This window comes from Streptomyces sp. NPDC087906 (assembly GCF_055584925.1).
In genome coordinates this window covers 580,910-596,974 of the sequence record NZ_JBVJLC010000004.1, presented here as the reverse complement: position 1 = coordinate 596,974, position 16,065 = coordinate 580,910, and the positions used below count along the sequence as shown (strand labels likewise).

General features: G+C 71.4%; 12 protein-coding genes. 11 read left to right on the top strand and 1 reads right to left on the bottom strand.

Annotation, left to right across the window (positions count from 1 at the left end; translation table 11 throughout):
* Window positions 1-77: 77 nt before the first annotated feature.
* From ACZ63I_RS16370 to ACZ63I_RS16350, 5 genes are all read left to right on the top strand, one after another.
* Entirely contained in the window at window positions 78-665 is a 588-nt protein-coding gene (locus ACZ63I_RS16370) for a sigma-70 family RNA polymerase sigma factor (RefSeq protein WP_078863621.1), read from the top strand.
* On the top strand, window positions 662-1,525 hold the full coding sequence (locus ACZ63I_RS16365; protein ID WP_469339144.1) for a zf-HC2 domain-containing protein: 864 nt from the start codon (window positions 662-664) through the stop codon (window positions 1,523-1,525). Before ACZ63I_RS16370 ends, ACZ63I_RS16365 begins: the two co-directional genes overlap by 4 nt.
* A gap of 62 nt (window positions 1,526-1,587) precedes the next feature.
* The gene (locus ACZ63I_RS16360; RefSeq protein ID WP_469339142.1) at window positions 1,588-4,110 is read left to right on the top strand and encodes a HelD family protein; all 2,523 of its coding nucleotides are present in this window, start codon (window positions 1,588-1,590) and stop codon (window positions 4,108-4,110) included.
* 397 nt (window positions 4,111-4,507) lie between these two features.
* Window positions 4,508-5,941, top strand: coding sequence for an NAD-dependent malic enzyme (locus ACZ63I_RS16355; RefSeq protein ID WP_469339141.1), 1,434 nt, complete (start codon window positions 4,508-4,510; stop codon window positions 5,939-5,941).
* Between the two features lie 316 nt (window positions 5,942-6,257).
* Window positions 6,258-6,539, top strand: a complete 282-nt coding sequence (locus ACZ63I_RS16350) for an HU family DNA-binding protein (RefSeq protein WP_003954777.1) — start codon at window positions 6,258-6,260, stop codon at window positions 6,537-6,539.
* Window positions 6,540-6,713: 174 nt separating this feature from the next.
* Here ACZ63I_RS16350 and murA read toward each other — a convergent pair whose 3' ends face one another.
* Complete coding sequence (gene murA / locus ACZ63I_RS16345) at window positions 6,714-8,054, bottom strand: UDP-N-acetylglucosamine 1-carboxyvinyltransferase (RefSeq protein WP_469339139.1); 1,341 nt, start codon at window positions 8,052-8,054, stop codon at window positions 6,714-6,716.
* 263 nt (window positions 8,055-8,317) lie between these two features.
* Here murA and ACZ63I_RS16340 point away from each other — a divergent pair, with 263 nt between their 5' ends.
* The 6 genes from ACZ63I_RS16340 (at window position 8,318) to ACZ63I_RS16315 (ending at window position 16,020) form a co-directional block, all read left to right on the top strand.
* On the top strand, window positions 8,318-8,878 hold the full coding sequence (locus ACZ63I_RS16340) for a YqgE/AlgH family protein (protein WP_328582191.1): 561 nt from the start codon (window positions 8,318-8,320) through the stop codon (window positions 8,876-8,878).
* An 89-nt stretch (window positions 8,879-8,967) separates the two neighbouring features.
* The gene (locus tag ACZ63I_RS16335; protein WP_041989128.1) at window positions 8,968-9,267 is read left to right on the top strand and encodes a DUF3039 domain-containing protein; all 300 of its coding nucleotides are present in this window, start codon (window positions 8,968-8,970) and stop codon (window positions 9,265-9,267) included.
* A 136-nt stretch (window positions 9,268-9,403) separates the two neighbouring features.
* On the top strand, window positions 9,404-11,146 hold the full coding sequence (locus ACZ63I_RS16330) for a beta-N-acetylhexosaminidase (RefSeq protein ID WP_469339138.1): 1,743 nt from the start codon (window positions 9,404-9,406) through the stop codon (window positions 11,144-11,146).
* Window positions 11,147-11,408: 262 nt separating this feature from the next.
* Window positions 11,409-12,305: an FAD binding domain-containing protein gene (locus ACZ63I_RS16325; RefSeq protein WP_469339136.1), complete on the top strand. Its 897-nt coding sequence runs from the start codon at window positions 11,409-11,411 to the stop codon at window positions 12,303-12,305.
* Window positions 12,302-13,714, top strand: coding sequence for a (2Fe-2S)-binding protein (locus ACZ63I_RS16320; protein WP_469339135.1), 1,413 nt, complete (start codon window positions 12,302-12,304; stop codon window positions 13,712-13,714). The genes ACZ63I_RS16325 and ACZ63I_RS16320 overlap by 4 nt, the downstream gene beginning before the upstream one ends.
* A complete protein-coding gene (locus ACZ63I_RS16315) occupies window positions 13,711-16,020 on the top strand; it encodes a xanthine dehydrogenase family protein molybdopterin-binding subunit (protein ID WP_469339133.1) in 2,310 nt (769 codons plus the stop codon). The genes ACZ63I_RS16320 and ACZ63I_RS16315 overlap by 4 nt, the downstream gene beginning before the upstream one ends.
* Window positions 16,021-16,065: the final 45 nt, after the last annotated feature.

The following is a 16,065-nucleotide window of genomic DNA, read 5'->3' as shown; positions in this document are numbered from 1 at the left end:
GCCGTTGAGTGCTCCTTGATGTTCCTCCGTAGTGATGAGGGAGAAGCAGTCAAGAAGGTCTCGACCGGGAGGTTCAGGTGCGCAAGGATGCGGCCGTGGCCGATGACCGTCCTCAACGGGCCCGACACCGGAGCGAGGCACCGCGCACCGACCTCTCCGTCCCCGACGAAGAGCTGATGCGCGCCCTGTACCGGGAACATGCCGGGCCGTTGCTGGCGTATGTGCTGCGTCTCGTGGCGGGCGACCGCCAGCGTGCCGAGGACGTCGTGCAGGAGACGCTCATCCGTGCCTGGAAGAACGCCGGTCAGCTCAATCGGGCTACCGGCTCTGTCCGCCCCTGGCTGGTGACGGTAGCTCGACGTATCGTCATCGACGGCCACCGCAGCCGGCAGGCCCGGCCGCAGGAGGTCGATCCGTCGCCGCTGGAGGTCATGCCCGCGGAGGACGAGATCGACAAGGCGTTGTGGCTGATGACGCTCTCAGATGCGCTCGAAGATTTGACCCCGGCGCACAGGGAAGTGCTCGTAGAGACGTACTTCAAGGGGCGCACGGTCAACGAGGCTGCCGAGACGCTCGGCATTCCCAGTGGCACCGTGCGTTCACGCGTGTTCTACGCACTGCGTTCCATGAAGCTCGCTCTGGAGGAGAGGGGGGTCTCGGCATGACCACGCACGATCAGTACGGACTGGACGGCGAGGGCACTGTGCACGACGCGGTCGCCTCCTACGTGCTCGGTATTCTTGACGAGGCCGATGCCGCCGCCTTCGAAGCGCATCTCGCGGCCTGCGAACTGTGCACCGCGAACATGGCCGAGTTCTCGGGCATGGAACCGATGCTGGCCATGCTCGCCGACACCCCGGGCACCTTCGCGACCGCCGAGCCCCAGGCCCCGGCCGCCGAGCCGTTCCCCCGGCAGGGCGGCTACCCGCCGCGGGCCGTGCCGCTGCCGCCGACCCCGTCCGTCTCGGTGAAGCCCAGCGACCACCTGCTGAACCGGCTGGTCGACGAGGTCGCCGTCAAGCGGGCGCAGCGCAAGAGGCGCGGCTTCTATCTGATCGCCGCCGCCGCCGCGCTGATCATCGGCGGTCCGACGATCGCGATCGTCGCGACCTCCGGCGACGACCCGGTCCGCAACGAGGCCGTGGTCCGGCCGTCCGGCGGTCCCACCGACGCCGAGGCGTTCGCCAAGATGCCGGACAAGGTCTCGGGCACCGATCCGACGACCAAGGTCAGTGCGACGGTCGGGTTCGAGGAGCGGGGCTGGGGCACCAACGCCGTACTGGAGCTGAAGAACGTCAAAGGACCGCTGAAGTGCAGTCTGGTGGCCGTGTCCAAGTCGGGCGACGAGCAGGTCGTCTCCTCCTGGTCGGTGCCGCAGTGGGGGTACGGCATCCCCGGCAGCCCGCACGAGGTGGCGCAGAAGCCGCTGTACATCCACGGCGGTGCGGCCATCCAGCCCAACGACATCGACCACTTCGACGTACGGACATTCGACGGCAAGCGTTTGGTCCAGGTCGGCGCCTGACATCCCCGCCCCCTTCGCGTACGGTTGACGGCTGCCCGATGCACGTCACGAAGGGGGCCTCGGTGGCCGCGCAGGATGCCGCTGTTGAATCCGCAGGACCCGCCTCCGATCCCGGACGCGACACGGGGAACGACTCCGTGCGCGCCCGCGAGATCGGTGTCGAACAGGACCATCTGGATCAGGTCTACCGCCGCCTTGAGGAGAAGATCCACGAGGCGGAGTTCTTGATGAAGGACGCAGCCCAGCGTGGCCAGGTCGGCACGCCCGGCGCACTCGCCGAAAGGGACGCCCAGGTCTTCAGGGCCGGTATCCATCTGAGCCGGCTCAACAACGAGTTCGAGGACTTCCTCTTCGGCCGGATCGACCTGCTGCCGGGCAAGGACGGCGACAAGGGCCCCGACGGCGCGTACACCTCGGTCGAGCCCGCCGACGAAGCCGTACGCCCCGACAACACCGCCGACATCGCTGAGACGCTGCACATCGGCCGGATCGGGGTCCTCGACTCCGACTACTCGCCGCTGGTCATCGACTGGCGCGCGCCGGCCGCTGCCCCGTTCTACCGCTCGACGCCCGTCGATCCCGGGCGGGTCGTCCGGCGCAGGGTCATCCGCTCCAAGGGCCGCAAGGTCCTCGGCGTCGAGGACGACCTGATGCGGCCCGAGCTGACGGCCTCGCTGGACGGCGGCGCGCTGCCCGTCATCGGGGACGGCGCGCTGATGGCCGCGCTCGGCCAGGCGCGCAGCCACACCATGCGGGACATCGTCCCGTCGATCCAGGCCGAGCAGGACCTGGTGATCAGGGCGCCGGCGGCGTCCGTGACCGAGGTCGCGGGCGGCCCCGGCACCGGCAAGACCGCTGTCGCGCTGCACCGCGCCGCGTATCTGCTCTACCAGGACCGGCGCAGGTACGCGGGCGGCATCCTCGTCGTCTCACCGACGCCGCTGCTCGTCGCGTACACCGAAGGCGTGCTGCCCTCGCTCGGCGAGGAGGGGCAGGTCGCGATCCGCGCTGTCGGCTCGCTGGTGGACGGCGCAGAGGCCACCGCGTACGACGATCCGGCCGTGGCCCGTGTCAAGGGCTCGGCGAACATGCTGAAGGTGCTGCGCAAGGCCGCCAGGGGCGCGCTGGAGCCCGCGCCGCGCGCCGGTGACCAGGGAGGCCGGGGCGCGCGTGGACGGGGCAGGGGCGGCGCCCAGGCGCGTCAGCAGGCGCCCGGCGCCGGACAGCTCGCCTTCGGCGAGACCGAGGCGTCCGGCGGGGCCGGTGACGACGGCGACGAGACGCCCGGCAGGCCCGTGGCCACCGACCGGCTCCGGGTCGTCGCCTTCGGCCGCAGGCTGGAGCTGGAGGCCGACGAGCTGAACCGCATCCGGCAGTCCGTGCTCGGCGGCACGGCCCCCGTCAACCTGCTGCGGCCCCGCGCCCGCAAGCTGTTGCTGGACGCCCTGTGGGCGAAGTCGGGCGCCGCCGCGCGGGCCGGCGAGTACGCGTCGCGCGGCGACGCCGAGCTGGCGGCGGAGCTGCGCGGCGGCTTCGACGACGACATCACGTCCGAGGACAGCTTCCTGGAGTTCCTGGACGCCTGGTGGCCCGAGCTGACCCCGCGCGGGGTCCTCGCCGCGATGGCCGACGAGCGGCGGCTCGGCCGCTGGGCCCGGCGCATCCTGGGCCAGGGCGAGATCCGCCGGCTCGCCCGCTCGCTGCGGCGGGTGGGCCCCGACGGCACAGGACCGCTCTCCGTGCACGACGTGGCGATCCTGGACGAGCTGGAGACGCTGCTCGGCGCACCGCCCAGGCAGCGCAAGCAGCGCAGGGAACTCGACCCGCTGGACCAGCTCACCGGGCTCGAAGAGCTGATGCCGCAGCGCGAGGAGTCGCAGCGCGAGCGCGCCGAGCGGCTGGCGGCGGAGCGCACCGAGTACGCGCATGTCATCGTCGACGAGGCCCAGGACCTCACCCCCATGCAGTGGCGGATGGTCGGCCGCAGGGGCAGGCACGCCACCTGGACGGTGGTCGGCGACGCGGCCCAGTCGTCGTGGTCGGACCCGGAGGAGGCGGCGGAGGCGCGCGACGAGGCGCTCGGCACCCGGCCGCGCCGCAAGTTCACCCTGACCGTCAACTACCGCAACCCCGCCGAGATCGCCGAACTGGCCGCGAAGGTGCTGGCGCTCGCCATGCCGGGGATGGAGTCGCCGACCGCCGTGCGCTCCACCGGCGTGCGGCCGCGCTTCAGCGTCGTACGGGACGACGACCTCGCCTCGGCCGTACGGGACGAGGCGGCCCGGCTGCTGGAGCGGGTCGACGGCACGGTCGGTGTCGTCGTCGCGATGCACCGGCGCGAGCAGGCGGCGCGCTGGCTCGCCGGGCTCGGCGACCGGGTCGTGGCCCTGGGCAGCCTGGAGGCCAAGGGACTGGAGTACGACGCGACGGTGGTGGTCTCGCCGGCCGAGATCGCGGACGAGTCACCGGCGGGGCTGCGGGTGCTCTATGTGGCGCTGACCAGGGCGACGCAGCAGCTCACGGTCGTTTCGGCGGCCCGCGACGAACCTGACGCGGAGGGAGTACCCGACCTCCTGCGGGATTGACTTCGAGTCAACTCGCGCGGAGGGGATCACTTCCCGGAGTGTTTTGTTAGATTGGTAGTGGCACCGACTCGATCCAAGCCCCCGGGCCCAACCTTCGTCGCTTCGAGCGACCACTTGCCGCGAGGCGAGCATGGCGGGTCGGTGCCACCTCTTCTTCGCCGGTACGACTTCTTCACCAGTACGACAACAGCACGACAACGGGCCCTCACCGGAAATCGGTGGGGGCCTGCTTCTGTTGGGGGCGCCGCTGTTACGCTCTCTCGCCTGACGGAAAACACTTTCCGAAAAAGTTGGACTTTACCGATTACCGGGTGGTAGGTGCGACGATCGGGAGGCTCCGCGCGACGTCGGTCGGGCGGAGTGGCAATGAGGCTCAGGGAAAGCAGAGGAACTCGGCATGGCAACGGCGCCAAGCGTCTCGTACTCGATGACGGTCCGTCTGGAAGTGCCCGCTAGCGGTACAGCGGTGTCGCAGCTCACCACAGCCGTGGAGTCCTCCGGCGGCTCGGTGACCGGCCTCGACGTGACGGCGTCCGGGCACGAGAAGCTCCGGATCGACGTCACGATCGCCGCGAGCTCCACCGGGCACGCGGACCAGATCGTGGAGCAGTTGCGCGGCATCGAGGGGGTCGTGCTCGGCAAGGTCTCCGACCGTACGTTCCTCATGCACCTCGGCGGCAAGATCGAGATGCAGTCCAAGCACCCCATCCGCAACCGTGACGATCTCTCGATGATCTACACGCCGGGAGTGGCCCGGGTCTGCATGGCGATCGCCCAGAACCCCGAGGACGCCAGGCGCCTGACCATCAAGCGCAACTCCGTCGCCGTGGTCACGGACGGCTCGGCCGTGCTCGGCCTCGGCAACATCGGCCCCATGGCCGCGCTGCCCGTGATGGAGGGCAAGGCCGCCCTGTTCAAGCGGTTCGCCGGCATCGACGCCTGGCCGATCTGCCTGGACACCCAGGACACCGACGCCATCGTCGAGATCGTCAAGGCCATCGCCCCCGGCTTCGCCGGCATCAACCTCGAAGACATCTCGGCGCCCCGCTGCTTCGAGATCGAGGCGAGACTCCGCGAGGCCCTGGACATCCCCGTCTTCCACGACGACCAGCACGGCACGGCCATCGTGGTGCTCGCCGCCCTGACCAACGCGCTGCGCGTCGTCGGCAAGGAGTTCGGCGACGTACGCGTCGTCATGTCTGGCGCCGGCGCGGCCGGTACGGCCATCCTGAAGCTGCTCATCGCCGCCGGCGTCAAGCACGCGGTCGTCGCCGACATCCACGGCGTCGTGCACGCGGGCCGCGCGGACCTCGTCGAGGCCGCCCCCGAGTCGCCGCTGCGCTGGGTGGCCGACAACACCAACCCCGAGGGCATCACCGGCACCCTGAAAGAGGCCGTGGTCGGCGCCGACGTCTTCATCGGCGTCTCGGCCCCCAACGTGCTGGACGGCGCCGACGTGGCCGCCATGGCCGAAGGCGCGATCGTCTTCGCGCTGGCCAACCCGGACCCCGAGGTGGAGCCCTCGATCGCCCGCGAGACGGCCGCCGTCGTGGCCACGGGCCGCTCGGACTTCCCCAACCAGATCAACAACGTGCTGGTCTTCCCGGGGGTCTTCCGCGGCCTGCTGGACGCCCAGTCGCGTACGGTCAACACCGAAATGATGCTGGCAGCCGCCAAGGCGCTCGCCGATGTCGTCACCGAGGGTGAACTCAACCCCAACTACATCGTTCCCTCGGTCTTCAACGACAAGGTCGCGGGAGCGGTCGCGGGAGCCGTCAGGGAAGCCGCGAAAGCCGCAGGTGTGACGGTGGCCACCTCGGTGTCCGCCTGACACGTCCGCTCTGCCCGATCTGTCCGGCGCGTCGCGATTCGCGGGGCCGCTGGGCCCCGTCTAGGGTGGCGGACCATGAGCCCGCCACTCCTCGGAGGTTTCAGGGCCTTCAGGGGGCTAAGGGGTTCCCAAGGTGTCTCCACAGGAGTGACGCCGGTGGGTGCCGGATTGGCTTTCCCGCCGCTGGTGGGGGCAGGATGCGTATTCGGGCGCGAGGGTCTGTCAGCAGACCCGGGTCCGGGGACTGTCCGAGGGCCCTGGCAGCATCGGCTTCGATCTCACGCCTCACAGGCAAGAAGAACACGGGAGTAACAACATGAACCGCAGTGAGCTGGTGGCCGCCCTGGCCGACCGCGCCGAGGTGACTCGCAAGGACGCCGACGCCGTGCTGGCCGCCCTCGCCGAGACCGTTGGCGAGATCGTCGCCAAGGGCGACGAGAAGGTCACCATCCCCGGCTTCCTGACCTTCGAGCGCACCCACCGTGCCGCTCGCACCGCTCGTAACCCGCAGACCGGCGACCCGATCCAGATCCCGGCCGGCTACAGCGTGAAGGTCTCCGCGGGCTCCAAGCTCAAGGAAGCCGCCAAGGGGAAGTAATCCCACGGCAGTAAGCAGTACAAGCAACACAGCAGTACGCAGGGGCGGCCACCTTCTCAGGTGGCCGCCCCTGTGTCGTTCGCCCGGCAGAAAGCCGTACACCGGCCGCCAAGCCCTACGGCGGCGGGTGACGGCCGGTCCGGCGGTGACGGCCGGTCCGGCGGTGACAGACGGTCAGACCAGCGCGCCGCCCGGCAGCTCGACCTTCGCGCCCAGCTCGATGAGCTTGTCCATGAAGTTCTCGTAGCCGCGGTTGATCAGGTCGATGCCGTGCACCCGGGACGTGCCCTGCGCGGCCAGCGCCGCGATCAGGTACGAGAAACCGCCGCGCAGGTCCGGGATGACCAGATCCGCGCCCTGCAGCCTGGTCGGTCCCGAGACGACCGCCGAGTGCAGGAAGTTGCGCTGCCCGAAGCGGCAGTGCGAACCGCCCAGGCACTCCCGGTAGAGCTGGATGTGCGCACCCATCTGGTTCAGCGCCGAGGTGAAGCCCAGCCGCGACTCGTAGACCGTCTCGTGGATGATCGACAGTCCCGACGCCTGGGTCAGCGCCACCACCAGCGGCTGCTGCCAGTCGGTCTGGAACCCCGGATGGACGTCCGTCTCCAGCGCGATGGCGTTGAGCGAGCCGCCCGGATGCCAGAAGCGGATGCCCTTGTCGTCGATCTCGAAGGCGCCGCCGACCCTGCGGTACGTGTTGAGGAACGTCATCATCGAGCGCTGCTGCGCGCCGTGCACGTAGATGTTGCCCTCGGTGGCCAGCGCCGCCGAGGCCCAGGACGCGGCTTCCAGCCGGTCGGGGATGGCCCGGTGGTTGTAGCCGTCCAGCCGGTCGACCCCGGTGATCCGGATCGTCCGGTCGGTGTCCATGGAGATGATCGCGCCCATCTTCTGCAGGACGCAGATGAGGTCCTCGATCTCCGGCTCCACCGCCGCGTTCGACAGCTCCGTGACACCCTCCGCCAGCACGGCGGTCAGCAGCACCTGCTCCGTCGAACCCACCGACGGGTACGGCAGCCGGATCTTGGTGCCGCGCAGCCGCTGCGGGGCCTCCAGGTACTGGCCGTCGGCCCGCTTCTCGATCGTCGCGCCGAACTGGCGCAGCACGTCGAAGTGGAAGTCGATCGGCCGGCCGCCGATGTCGCAGCCGCCGAGACCGGGGATGAAGGCGTGGCCCAGCCGGTGCAGCAGCGGGCCGCAGAACAGGATCGGGATACGCGAGGAGCCCGCGTGGGCGTCGATGTCGGCGACATTGGCGCTCTCGACATGGGTGGGGTCGAGGATCAGCTCGCCGGGCTCGTCACCCGGGCGGACCGTCACCCCGTGCAGTTGCAGCAGCCCCCGTACGACACGCACGTCGCGGATGTCGGGCACGTTGCGCAGCCGGCTCGGACCACTGCCGAGCAGCGCGGCCACCATGGCCTTCGGCACCAGGTTCTTCGCGCCGCGGACGCGGATCTCGCCCTCCAGCGGGGTCCCACCGTGGACAAGCATTACATCGTCTGTGCCGGTCATGAATCTCGCGTTCCGGAGTGGGCGGGCGGGTGGCCAAGGAAAAGGGTAAGGGGCCAAGGCCCCTGTCCCGTAAGGCCGAGGAGGCCCCAAGGGTGTAATGAATTGGGCATAACACGTTCTGTTCGCGATCACTGGCTGACAGTGACCGGGCGGTTGCGGGGGCGGCTGTGCGCTCCCGGTGCGACGGTGCGCCCTGAGCTGCGCGCACGCACACTCTGCCGCTCGTACCCCGGATAAGGCGAATGTGCGAGATCATGGCTCGCATGACGGAGGTGTCCTCGCTCACAGGGCGGCTGCTCGTTGCCGCACCCGCCCTCGCCGACCCGAATTTCGACCGTGCCGTCGTCCTCCTGCTCGACCACGACGGCAAGGGCTCGCTCGGTGTCGTCCTCAACCGGCCGACCCCCGTGGACGTCGGGGACATCCTGGAGAGCTGGGCCGACCACGCCGGCGAGCCGGGGGTGGTCTTCCAGGGCGGCCCCGTCTCACTCGACTCGGCGCTCGGCCTCGCCGTGATCCCCGGCGACGAGGGGCCGCTCGGCTGGCGCAGGGTGTACGGCGCGATCGGCCTCGTCGATCTGGAGACCCCGCCGGAGCTGCTGGTGAAGGCGCTCGGCTCGCTGCGGATCTTCGCCGGGTACGCGGGCTGGGGCCCCGGCCAACTGGAGGACGAACTCAAGCGGGGCGCCTGGTACGTGGTCGAGTCGGAGCCGGGCGACGTGTCGTCCCCCCGCCCCGAGGGGCTGTGGCGCGCGGTGCTGCGCAGGCAGCGCGGCGAACTGGCCATGATCGCTACGTATCCCGACGACCCCTCGCTCAACTGACCTGAGCGAGCGATGGGTGAGCGGCCGGCTGCGGAGAGCACGGCCCCGGAGAGGCCGGGTCGGCTCATGCGTGGGTACCCTTGACGACTATGAGCACTCTTGAGCCCGAGCGCGGGGCAGGTACGGGCACCCTCGTGGAGCCGACACCGCAGGTGTCGCACGGCGACGGCGACCACGAGCGCTTCGCCCACTACGTTCAGAAGGACAAGATCATGGCGAGCGCCCTGGAGGGCACTCCCGTGGTGGCGCTGTGCGGCAAGGTCTGGGTACCGGGGCGCGACCCCAAGAAGTACCCGGTCTGCCCGATGTGCAAGGAGATCTACGAGTCCATGGGCCCCGGCGGGGACAAGGACAAGGGCAAGGGCGGCAAGGACAGCAGCAAGAAGTAGTGACGTAGCCGTCGCTGCTTCCGTCTGGTGCTCCGGTGTCTGGTGACGGCCCTCGGGGACGCGTGTGTCTGCGCGTCCCCGAGGGCCGTGCGCATGCGTATCTCGCGTCCGTACCTCGGGTGAAGGACTGATGAACATGACCTCTTCCGCTTCCGTGACGTCTTCGGCGACAGCGGCGGATCTCATACCGGCCGCCCGCACCGTCCGCGCGGAGGAGGGGGCGGAGGGGACCGGACGGCTGGTCATCGACGCGGGGACGCGGCTCGCCGCCGGGCCCGGCACCGAGGGCGTCGCGCGCTGGCTGCGGGCGAGCGTCGGCGCGGCGACGGGACTGCCGCTGGAGCCCGCAGGAGCCGCAGAAACTGCGGCCGTTGACGGCGCTGACGGCGTTGACGGCGCGGGGCGGCCCCGGATCGCCCTGAGCATCAGCCCGGCCGTCGAGCGCGCGTCAGGCCCCGAGGGCTACCGCCTCACCGTCCCCGCAGCCGACCAGGCAGGCCCTGCGCGGGACGTCACGATCGAGGGCGGCGGCGCTGCCGGTGTCTTCTGGGGCGTCCAGACGCTCCGTCAACTGCTGGGCCCCGAGGCGTACCGCAGCGCGCCCGTCACCCCCGCGCGTGGCTGGGAACTGCCGGTGGGCACCGTCGAGGACAGCCCCCGCTTCGCCTGGCGCGGCCTGATGCTCGACGTGGCACGGCACTTCATGCCCAAGGACGGCGTGCTGCGCTATCTCGATCTGCTCGCCGCCCACAAACTGAATGTCTTTCACTTCCACCTCACCGACGACCAGGGGTGGCGGATAGAGATCAAGAGCAAGCCGCGGCTGACGGAGACCGCGGCCTGGCGCTCCCGCACCAAATGGGGCCACCGCGCTTCCGACTTGTGGGACGAGAAGCCGCACGGCGGTTATTACACGCAGGACGACATCCGCGAGATCGTCGCGTACGCGGCCGAGCGGCATATCACCGTCGTCCCCGAAATCGACATCCCCGGGCACTCGCAGGCAGCCATCGCCGCGTATCCGGAACTGGGCAACACCGACGTCATCGACACGACCTCCCTCACCGTCTGGGACAACTGGGGCGTGAATCCGAACGTACTCGCCCCCACTGACATCACCCTCCGGTTCTACGAGGACGTGTTCGAGGAAATCCTCGAACTGTTCCCCTCGACCTTCATCCACGTCGGCGGCGACGAATGCCCGAAGGAGCAGTGGAAGGACTCACCGACCGCCCAGGACCGGATTCAGGAACAGGGCCTGGCGAACGAGGACGAGTTGCAGTCCTGGTTCATCCGGCACTTCGACAACTGGCTCGGCGTCAGGGGCCGGCGGCTCATCGGCTGGGACGAGATCCTGGAAGGCGGACTCGCACCCGGCGCCGCCGTTTCGTCGTGGCGCGGATATTCCGGCGGCATCGCGGCGGCCAGGGCGGGCCACGACGTCGTCATGTGCCCCGAGCAGTACGTCTACCTGGACCACCGGCAGGCGGCCGGCGACGACGAGCCGATTCCCATCGGGTACGTCCGCACGCTGGAGGACGTCTACCGCTTCGAGCCCGTACCGGCCGAACTCACCGAGGCCGAGGCCGCGCACGTCCTCGGTACCCAGGCCAACGTCTGGACCGAGGTGATGCACGACCGCTCCCGCGTCGACTACCAGGTCTTCCCGCGGCTCGCCGCGTTCGCCGAGGTCGCCTGGTCGGCGCTGCCCGCCCCCGCCGACCGCGACTTCGCCGGCTTCGAGCGGCGGATGGCGGCGCACTACGCGCGGTTGGACGTCCTCGGCGTCGGATACCGGCCGCCCGGCGGCCCGTTGCCGTGGCAGCGGCGGCCCGGCGTGCTCGGCCGCCCGCGCGAGGGACAACCCCCGCGCGGCTGAGGACGGCCCCGCGCGGCTGACGAAGTCCGCGCCGGAACCGTGCGGATAAGTCGTACAAGGACTGCCGAAGGGTGGCATTCCGGGTGTGCCGCCGAAGGCGGGCGAAAGCGGACCTACACCCTGGTCCGGGACGGATGCGCCCTTCGCGGACCCTCGCGTCGGGCGGCCCTCAACATGTGCCAGAGTTGCCACGTCCGGCCTGTGAGCACGTACGGTACGGCACACAGGCGGGACAGCCGGGACACCGGAAAGGGGCAGTGGGTTGACCACGCACGCACCGCAGACGGCGCAGTCCGTGACGCTGCCGACCTCGCTCGACGAGGCCGTGGCGGCGCTGACCGCCATGCCTGCCGCCGTGCCCGTCGCGGGTGGTACGGACCTGATGGCGTCCGTCAACAAGGGCCTGCTGCGGCCGGCGGGGCTCGTCGGCCTCGGCAGGATCAGCGAGCTGCGCGGCTGGCACTACCAGGACGGCCACGCCCTCCTCGGGGCCGGTCTCACCCACGCGCGCATGGGCAGGCCCGACTTCGCCGCGCTCATCCCCGCGCTCGCCGCGTCCGCGCGCGCCGCGGGACCGCCGCAGATCCGCAACGCGGGCACCCTCGGCGGCAACATCGCCACCGCCGCCCCGACCGGCGACGCGCTGCCGGTCCTCGCCGCCCTGGAAGCCGATCTCGTCGTCGCAGGCCCCGGCGGCTCCCGCCGCGAGATCCCGGCGACCCATCTGCTGGCGGGCCGCGAGATGCTGGAGCCGGCCGAACTCATCGGCTTCGTACGGGTCCCGCTGCTGCACGCCCCCCAAGTCTTCCTCAAGGCCACCGGCCGCACGGGCCCCGGCCGCGCCACCGCTTCGGTGGCCGTCGTGCTCGACCCGGCGCGCCGCGGAGTGCGCTGCGCCGTCGGCGCGATCGCCCCGATGCCCCTGCGCCCCCTTGAGGCGGAGCGCTGGATCGCTTCACTGATCGACTGGGACGGCGCACGCGGGCTCGCCCAGGAGGCCCTGGTGGCCTTCGGCGAGTACGTGGCGGCGGCCTGCATCCCTGACCCGGCGCCGCCGGCCGACGGCGGAGAGCCCCCCGCCCCGGCGCCCGCCGTACTGCATCTGCGGCGTACCGTCGCAGCCCTGGCCCGACGAGCACTGGGGAGGGCGCTGTCGTGACCACCGAAGAGAATTCCGGCTCCGATCCCAGGTCGGGCCCCGGCCCGGGGCCCGGCCCCGACGGGCAGGGCGGCTGGCGGCCCGTGCCGCACGGCGGCGAGTACGACGCCGAGGCGACCGCGTTCGTGCAGTTGCCGCCCGAGGACGCCATGGACGCCCCGCTGGCGGCGCCTGGCCACGGATACGTACCCCCGCAGATCGTCCCCCTGACGCCCGACCCCTCGGTGGCGGGGAGCTGGGCCCAGCAGCCCCTGGACCAGGGCGACACGGGCGGTGTGCGCTGGCCCGAGCCGGGCGCCGAGCACGCGCCCGCGTCCGGCCAGCACCAGCATCAGCACCAGGCGCAGGCCATGCACGACGGCTATGTGACGGGGCACTGGGACTTCAGCGCTGCGGGCGCCGGACAGGACACGGGCAATGGCACCGGCACCGGCACCGGCGAGCGTCCTGCCGATCTCACGGGACAGTGGCGGATCCCGGTCGCCGAGGGCGACCTGCTGGACGAATCGGGCGAGTACAGCGCCGGGTTGCACACGTCCCCCTGGAGCGCGGGCGCACCGCCGGCGACCCTGCCGGGCGGCGCGCCCGCCCCGTGGGCGACGCAGCCGGAACCGGAGCCGGAACCGGAGCCGGAACCGGAGCCGGAGCCGCAGCCTGAGGCGGTCGAGCCGGCCGCTGAGGAGCCCGTACCCGACCCGGTGTCGCAGGCGGAGGAGGCGGAGCCCGAGCCCGCCCCGGAACCTGAGTCCTTCCAGGAGCCCCTTCCGGAACCCGAGCCCGAGCCCGCGCCCCTCACCAGCAGCAACGACAGCGCCGAACACGCCGCGAACTCCTACGTCCTGCGGGTCAACGGCGCCGACCGGCCCGTCACCGACGCCTGGATCGGCGAGTCGCTGCTGTACGTGCTGCGCGAGCGCCTCGGCCTCGCCGGCGCCAAGGACGGCTGCTCGCAGGGCGAGTGCGGCGCCTGCAACGTCCAGGTCGACGGCCGGCTCGTCGCCTCCTGCCTCGTACCCGCCGCCACAGCCGCGGGCTCCGAAGTGCGTACGGTCGAAGGACTCGCCGTGGACGGCGAACCGTCCGACGTCCAGCGGGCGCTGGCCAACTGCGGCGCCGTGCAGTGCGGCTTCTGCATCCCGGGCATGGCCATGACCGTCCACGACCTGCTGGAAGGCAACCACGCCCCCAGCGAGCTGGAGACCCGCCAGGCCCTCTGCGGCAACCTCTGCCGCTGCTCCGGCTACCGCGGGGTGCTCGACGCGGTGAACGAGGTCGTCGCGGCGCGCGCGGCCAGCTCCGAAGCCGCTGCCGCCGCCTCCGAGGAAGCCCGCATCCCGCACCAGGCACCGGCAGGGGCGGGCAGCGCCCAGGCACCGCACCCGAACTCGCACGACGGAGGCATGGCGTGAGCAACGACGCGGCCACCGAGGCCCCGACGCTCGAAGGTCCCCAGCAGGAGCCGCCGGCGCACGGCCTCGGCGCCTCGCTGCCGCCCGCCGACGCCCGCGCCAAGACCGAGGGCACCTTCCCCTACGCCGCCGACCTGTGGGCCGAGGGCCTGCTGTGGGCCGCCATCCTGCGCTCCCCGCACCCGCACGCGCGCATCGTGTCGATCGACACGGCCGCCGCGGCCGAAATGCCCGGTGTACGGGCCGTGGTGACCCACGAGGACGTCCTCGGCGACCCGGCGTACGGCAGACATGTCGTCGACCGCCCGGTCTTCGCCTCCGAGGTCGTACGCCACCACGGCGAGGCCATCGCCGCCGTCGCCGCCGACCACCCCGACACCGCGCGGCTCGCCGCGGCCGCCATCGCCGTCGAGTACGAAGTACTCGACCCGGTCACCGACCCGGAGAAGGCGTTCGCCGCCGAACCGCTGCACCCCGACGGCAATCTGATCCGGCACATCCCGCTGCGCTACGGCGACCCCGACATCCAGGGCGACGTCATCGTCGAAGGGCTGTACCGCATCGGCCGCCAGGACCCCGCCCCCATCGGCGCCGAGGCCGGCCTCGCCGTACCGCGCCCCGACGGCGGCGTGGAGATCTACACCGCCTCCACCGACCCGCACACCGACCGCGACCTCGCCGCCGCCTGCTTCGGCCTCGACCAGGACCGGGTGAAGCTCGTCGTGACCGGCGTCCCCGGCGCCACCGGCGACCGCGAGGACCCCGGCTTCCAGATCCCGCTCGGCCTGCTCGCGCTGCGCACCGGCTGCCCCGTCAAACTCGCGGCCACCCGCGAGGAGTCGTTCCTCGGCCACGCGCACCGCCACCCCACCCTGCTGCGCTACCGCCACCACGCGGACGCCGAGGGCCGGCTGGTCAAGGTCGAGGCCCAGATCCTGCTCGACGCGGGCGCGTACGCCGACTCCTCGTCCGAATCCCTGGCCGCCGCCGTCGCGTTCGCCTGCGGCCCGTACGTCGTACCGCACGCCTTCATCGAAGGCTGGGCCGTACGCACCAACAACCCGCCCTCGGGGCATGTGCGCGGCGAAGGTGCCATGCAGGTCTGCGCCGCCTACGAGGGCCAGATGGACAAGCTGGCGGCCAAACTCGGCGTCGAACCCGCCGAGCTCCGGCTGCGCAACGCCCTCGCCACCGGCGACATCCTCCCCACCAGCCAGACGGTGACCTGCCCCGCGCCCGTCGCCGAACTGCTGCGCGCCGTACGCGACTACCCGCTGCCGCCGCTGCCCAAGGACACCCCGGAAGCGGCCTGGCTGCTGCCCGGCGGCCCGGAGGGCGCGGGCGAACCGGGCGCGGTACGGCGCGGCGTCGGCTACGCGCTCGGCATGGTCCACATGCTCGGCGCGGAGGGCGCCGACGAGGTGTCCACGGCCACGGTCAAGGTCCACGACGGGATCGCCACCGTCATCTGCGCCGCGGTCGAGACCGGCCAGGGCTTCTCCACGCTGGCCCGGCAGATCGTGCAGGAGACGCTCGGCATCGACGAGGTCCACGTCGCGTCGGTCGACACCGACCAGCCCCCGGCGGGCGCGGCGGCGCACGGCAGACACACGTGGGTGTCGGGCGGCGCGGTGGAGCGGGCGGCCAAGATGGTCCGTACGCAGCTTCTCCAGCCGCTGGCCCACAAGTTCGGCATGTCGACCGAGCTGCTGCAGATCACCGACGGCAAGATCACCTCGTACGACGGTGTGCTGTCCACCACCGTCATGGAGGCGATGGACGGCAAGGAACTGTGGGCGACGGCCCAGTGCCGCCCCCACCCCACGGAGCCGCTCGACGGCTCCGGCCAGGGCGACGCGTTCGTGGGCCTGGCGTTCTGCGCGATCCGCGCGGTCGTGGACGTCGACATCGAACTCGGCTCGATCCGGGTGGTGGAGATGGCGGTCGCGCAGGACGTCGGCCGCGTACTCAACCCGGCGCAGCTCGCCACCCGTATCGAGGCGGGCATCACCCAGGGCATCGGCACGGCCCTGACGGAGAACCTCCGCACCACCCGCGGCCTGGTCCGCCGCCCGGACCTGACGGGCTACGCCCTGCCGACGTCGCTGGACGCGCCGGACATTCGCATCGTCAAACTGGTGGAAGAACGCGACGTGGTAGCCCCCTTCGGCGCCAAACCGGCCAGCGCAGCCCCGGTGGTCACGTCCCCGGCAGCGGTCGCCTCCGCCGTCCGCGCGGCAACGGGCCGCCCGGTCAGCAGACTCCCGATCCGCCCGCAGGCAGCGGTGGCTGTTCCCAACTCGTGACCGTATCAATCCCGTTGCATCTGCAATCCCGGGATGCGCGTTGTC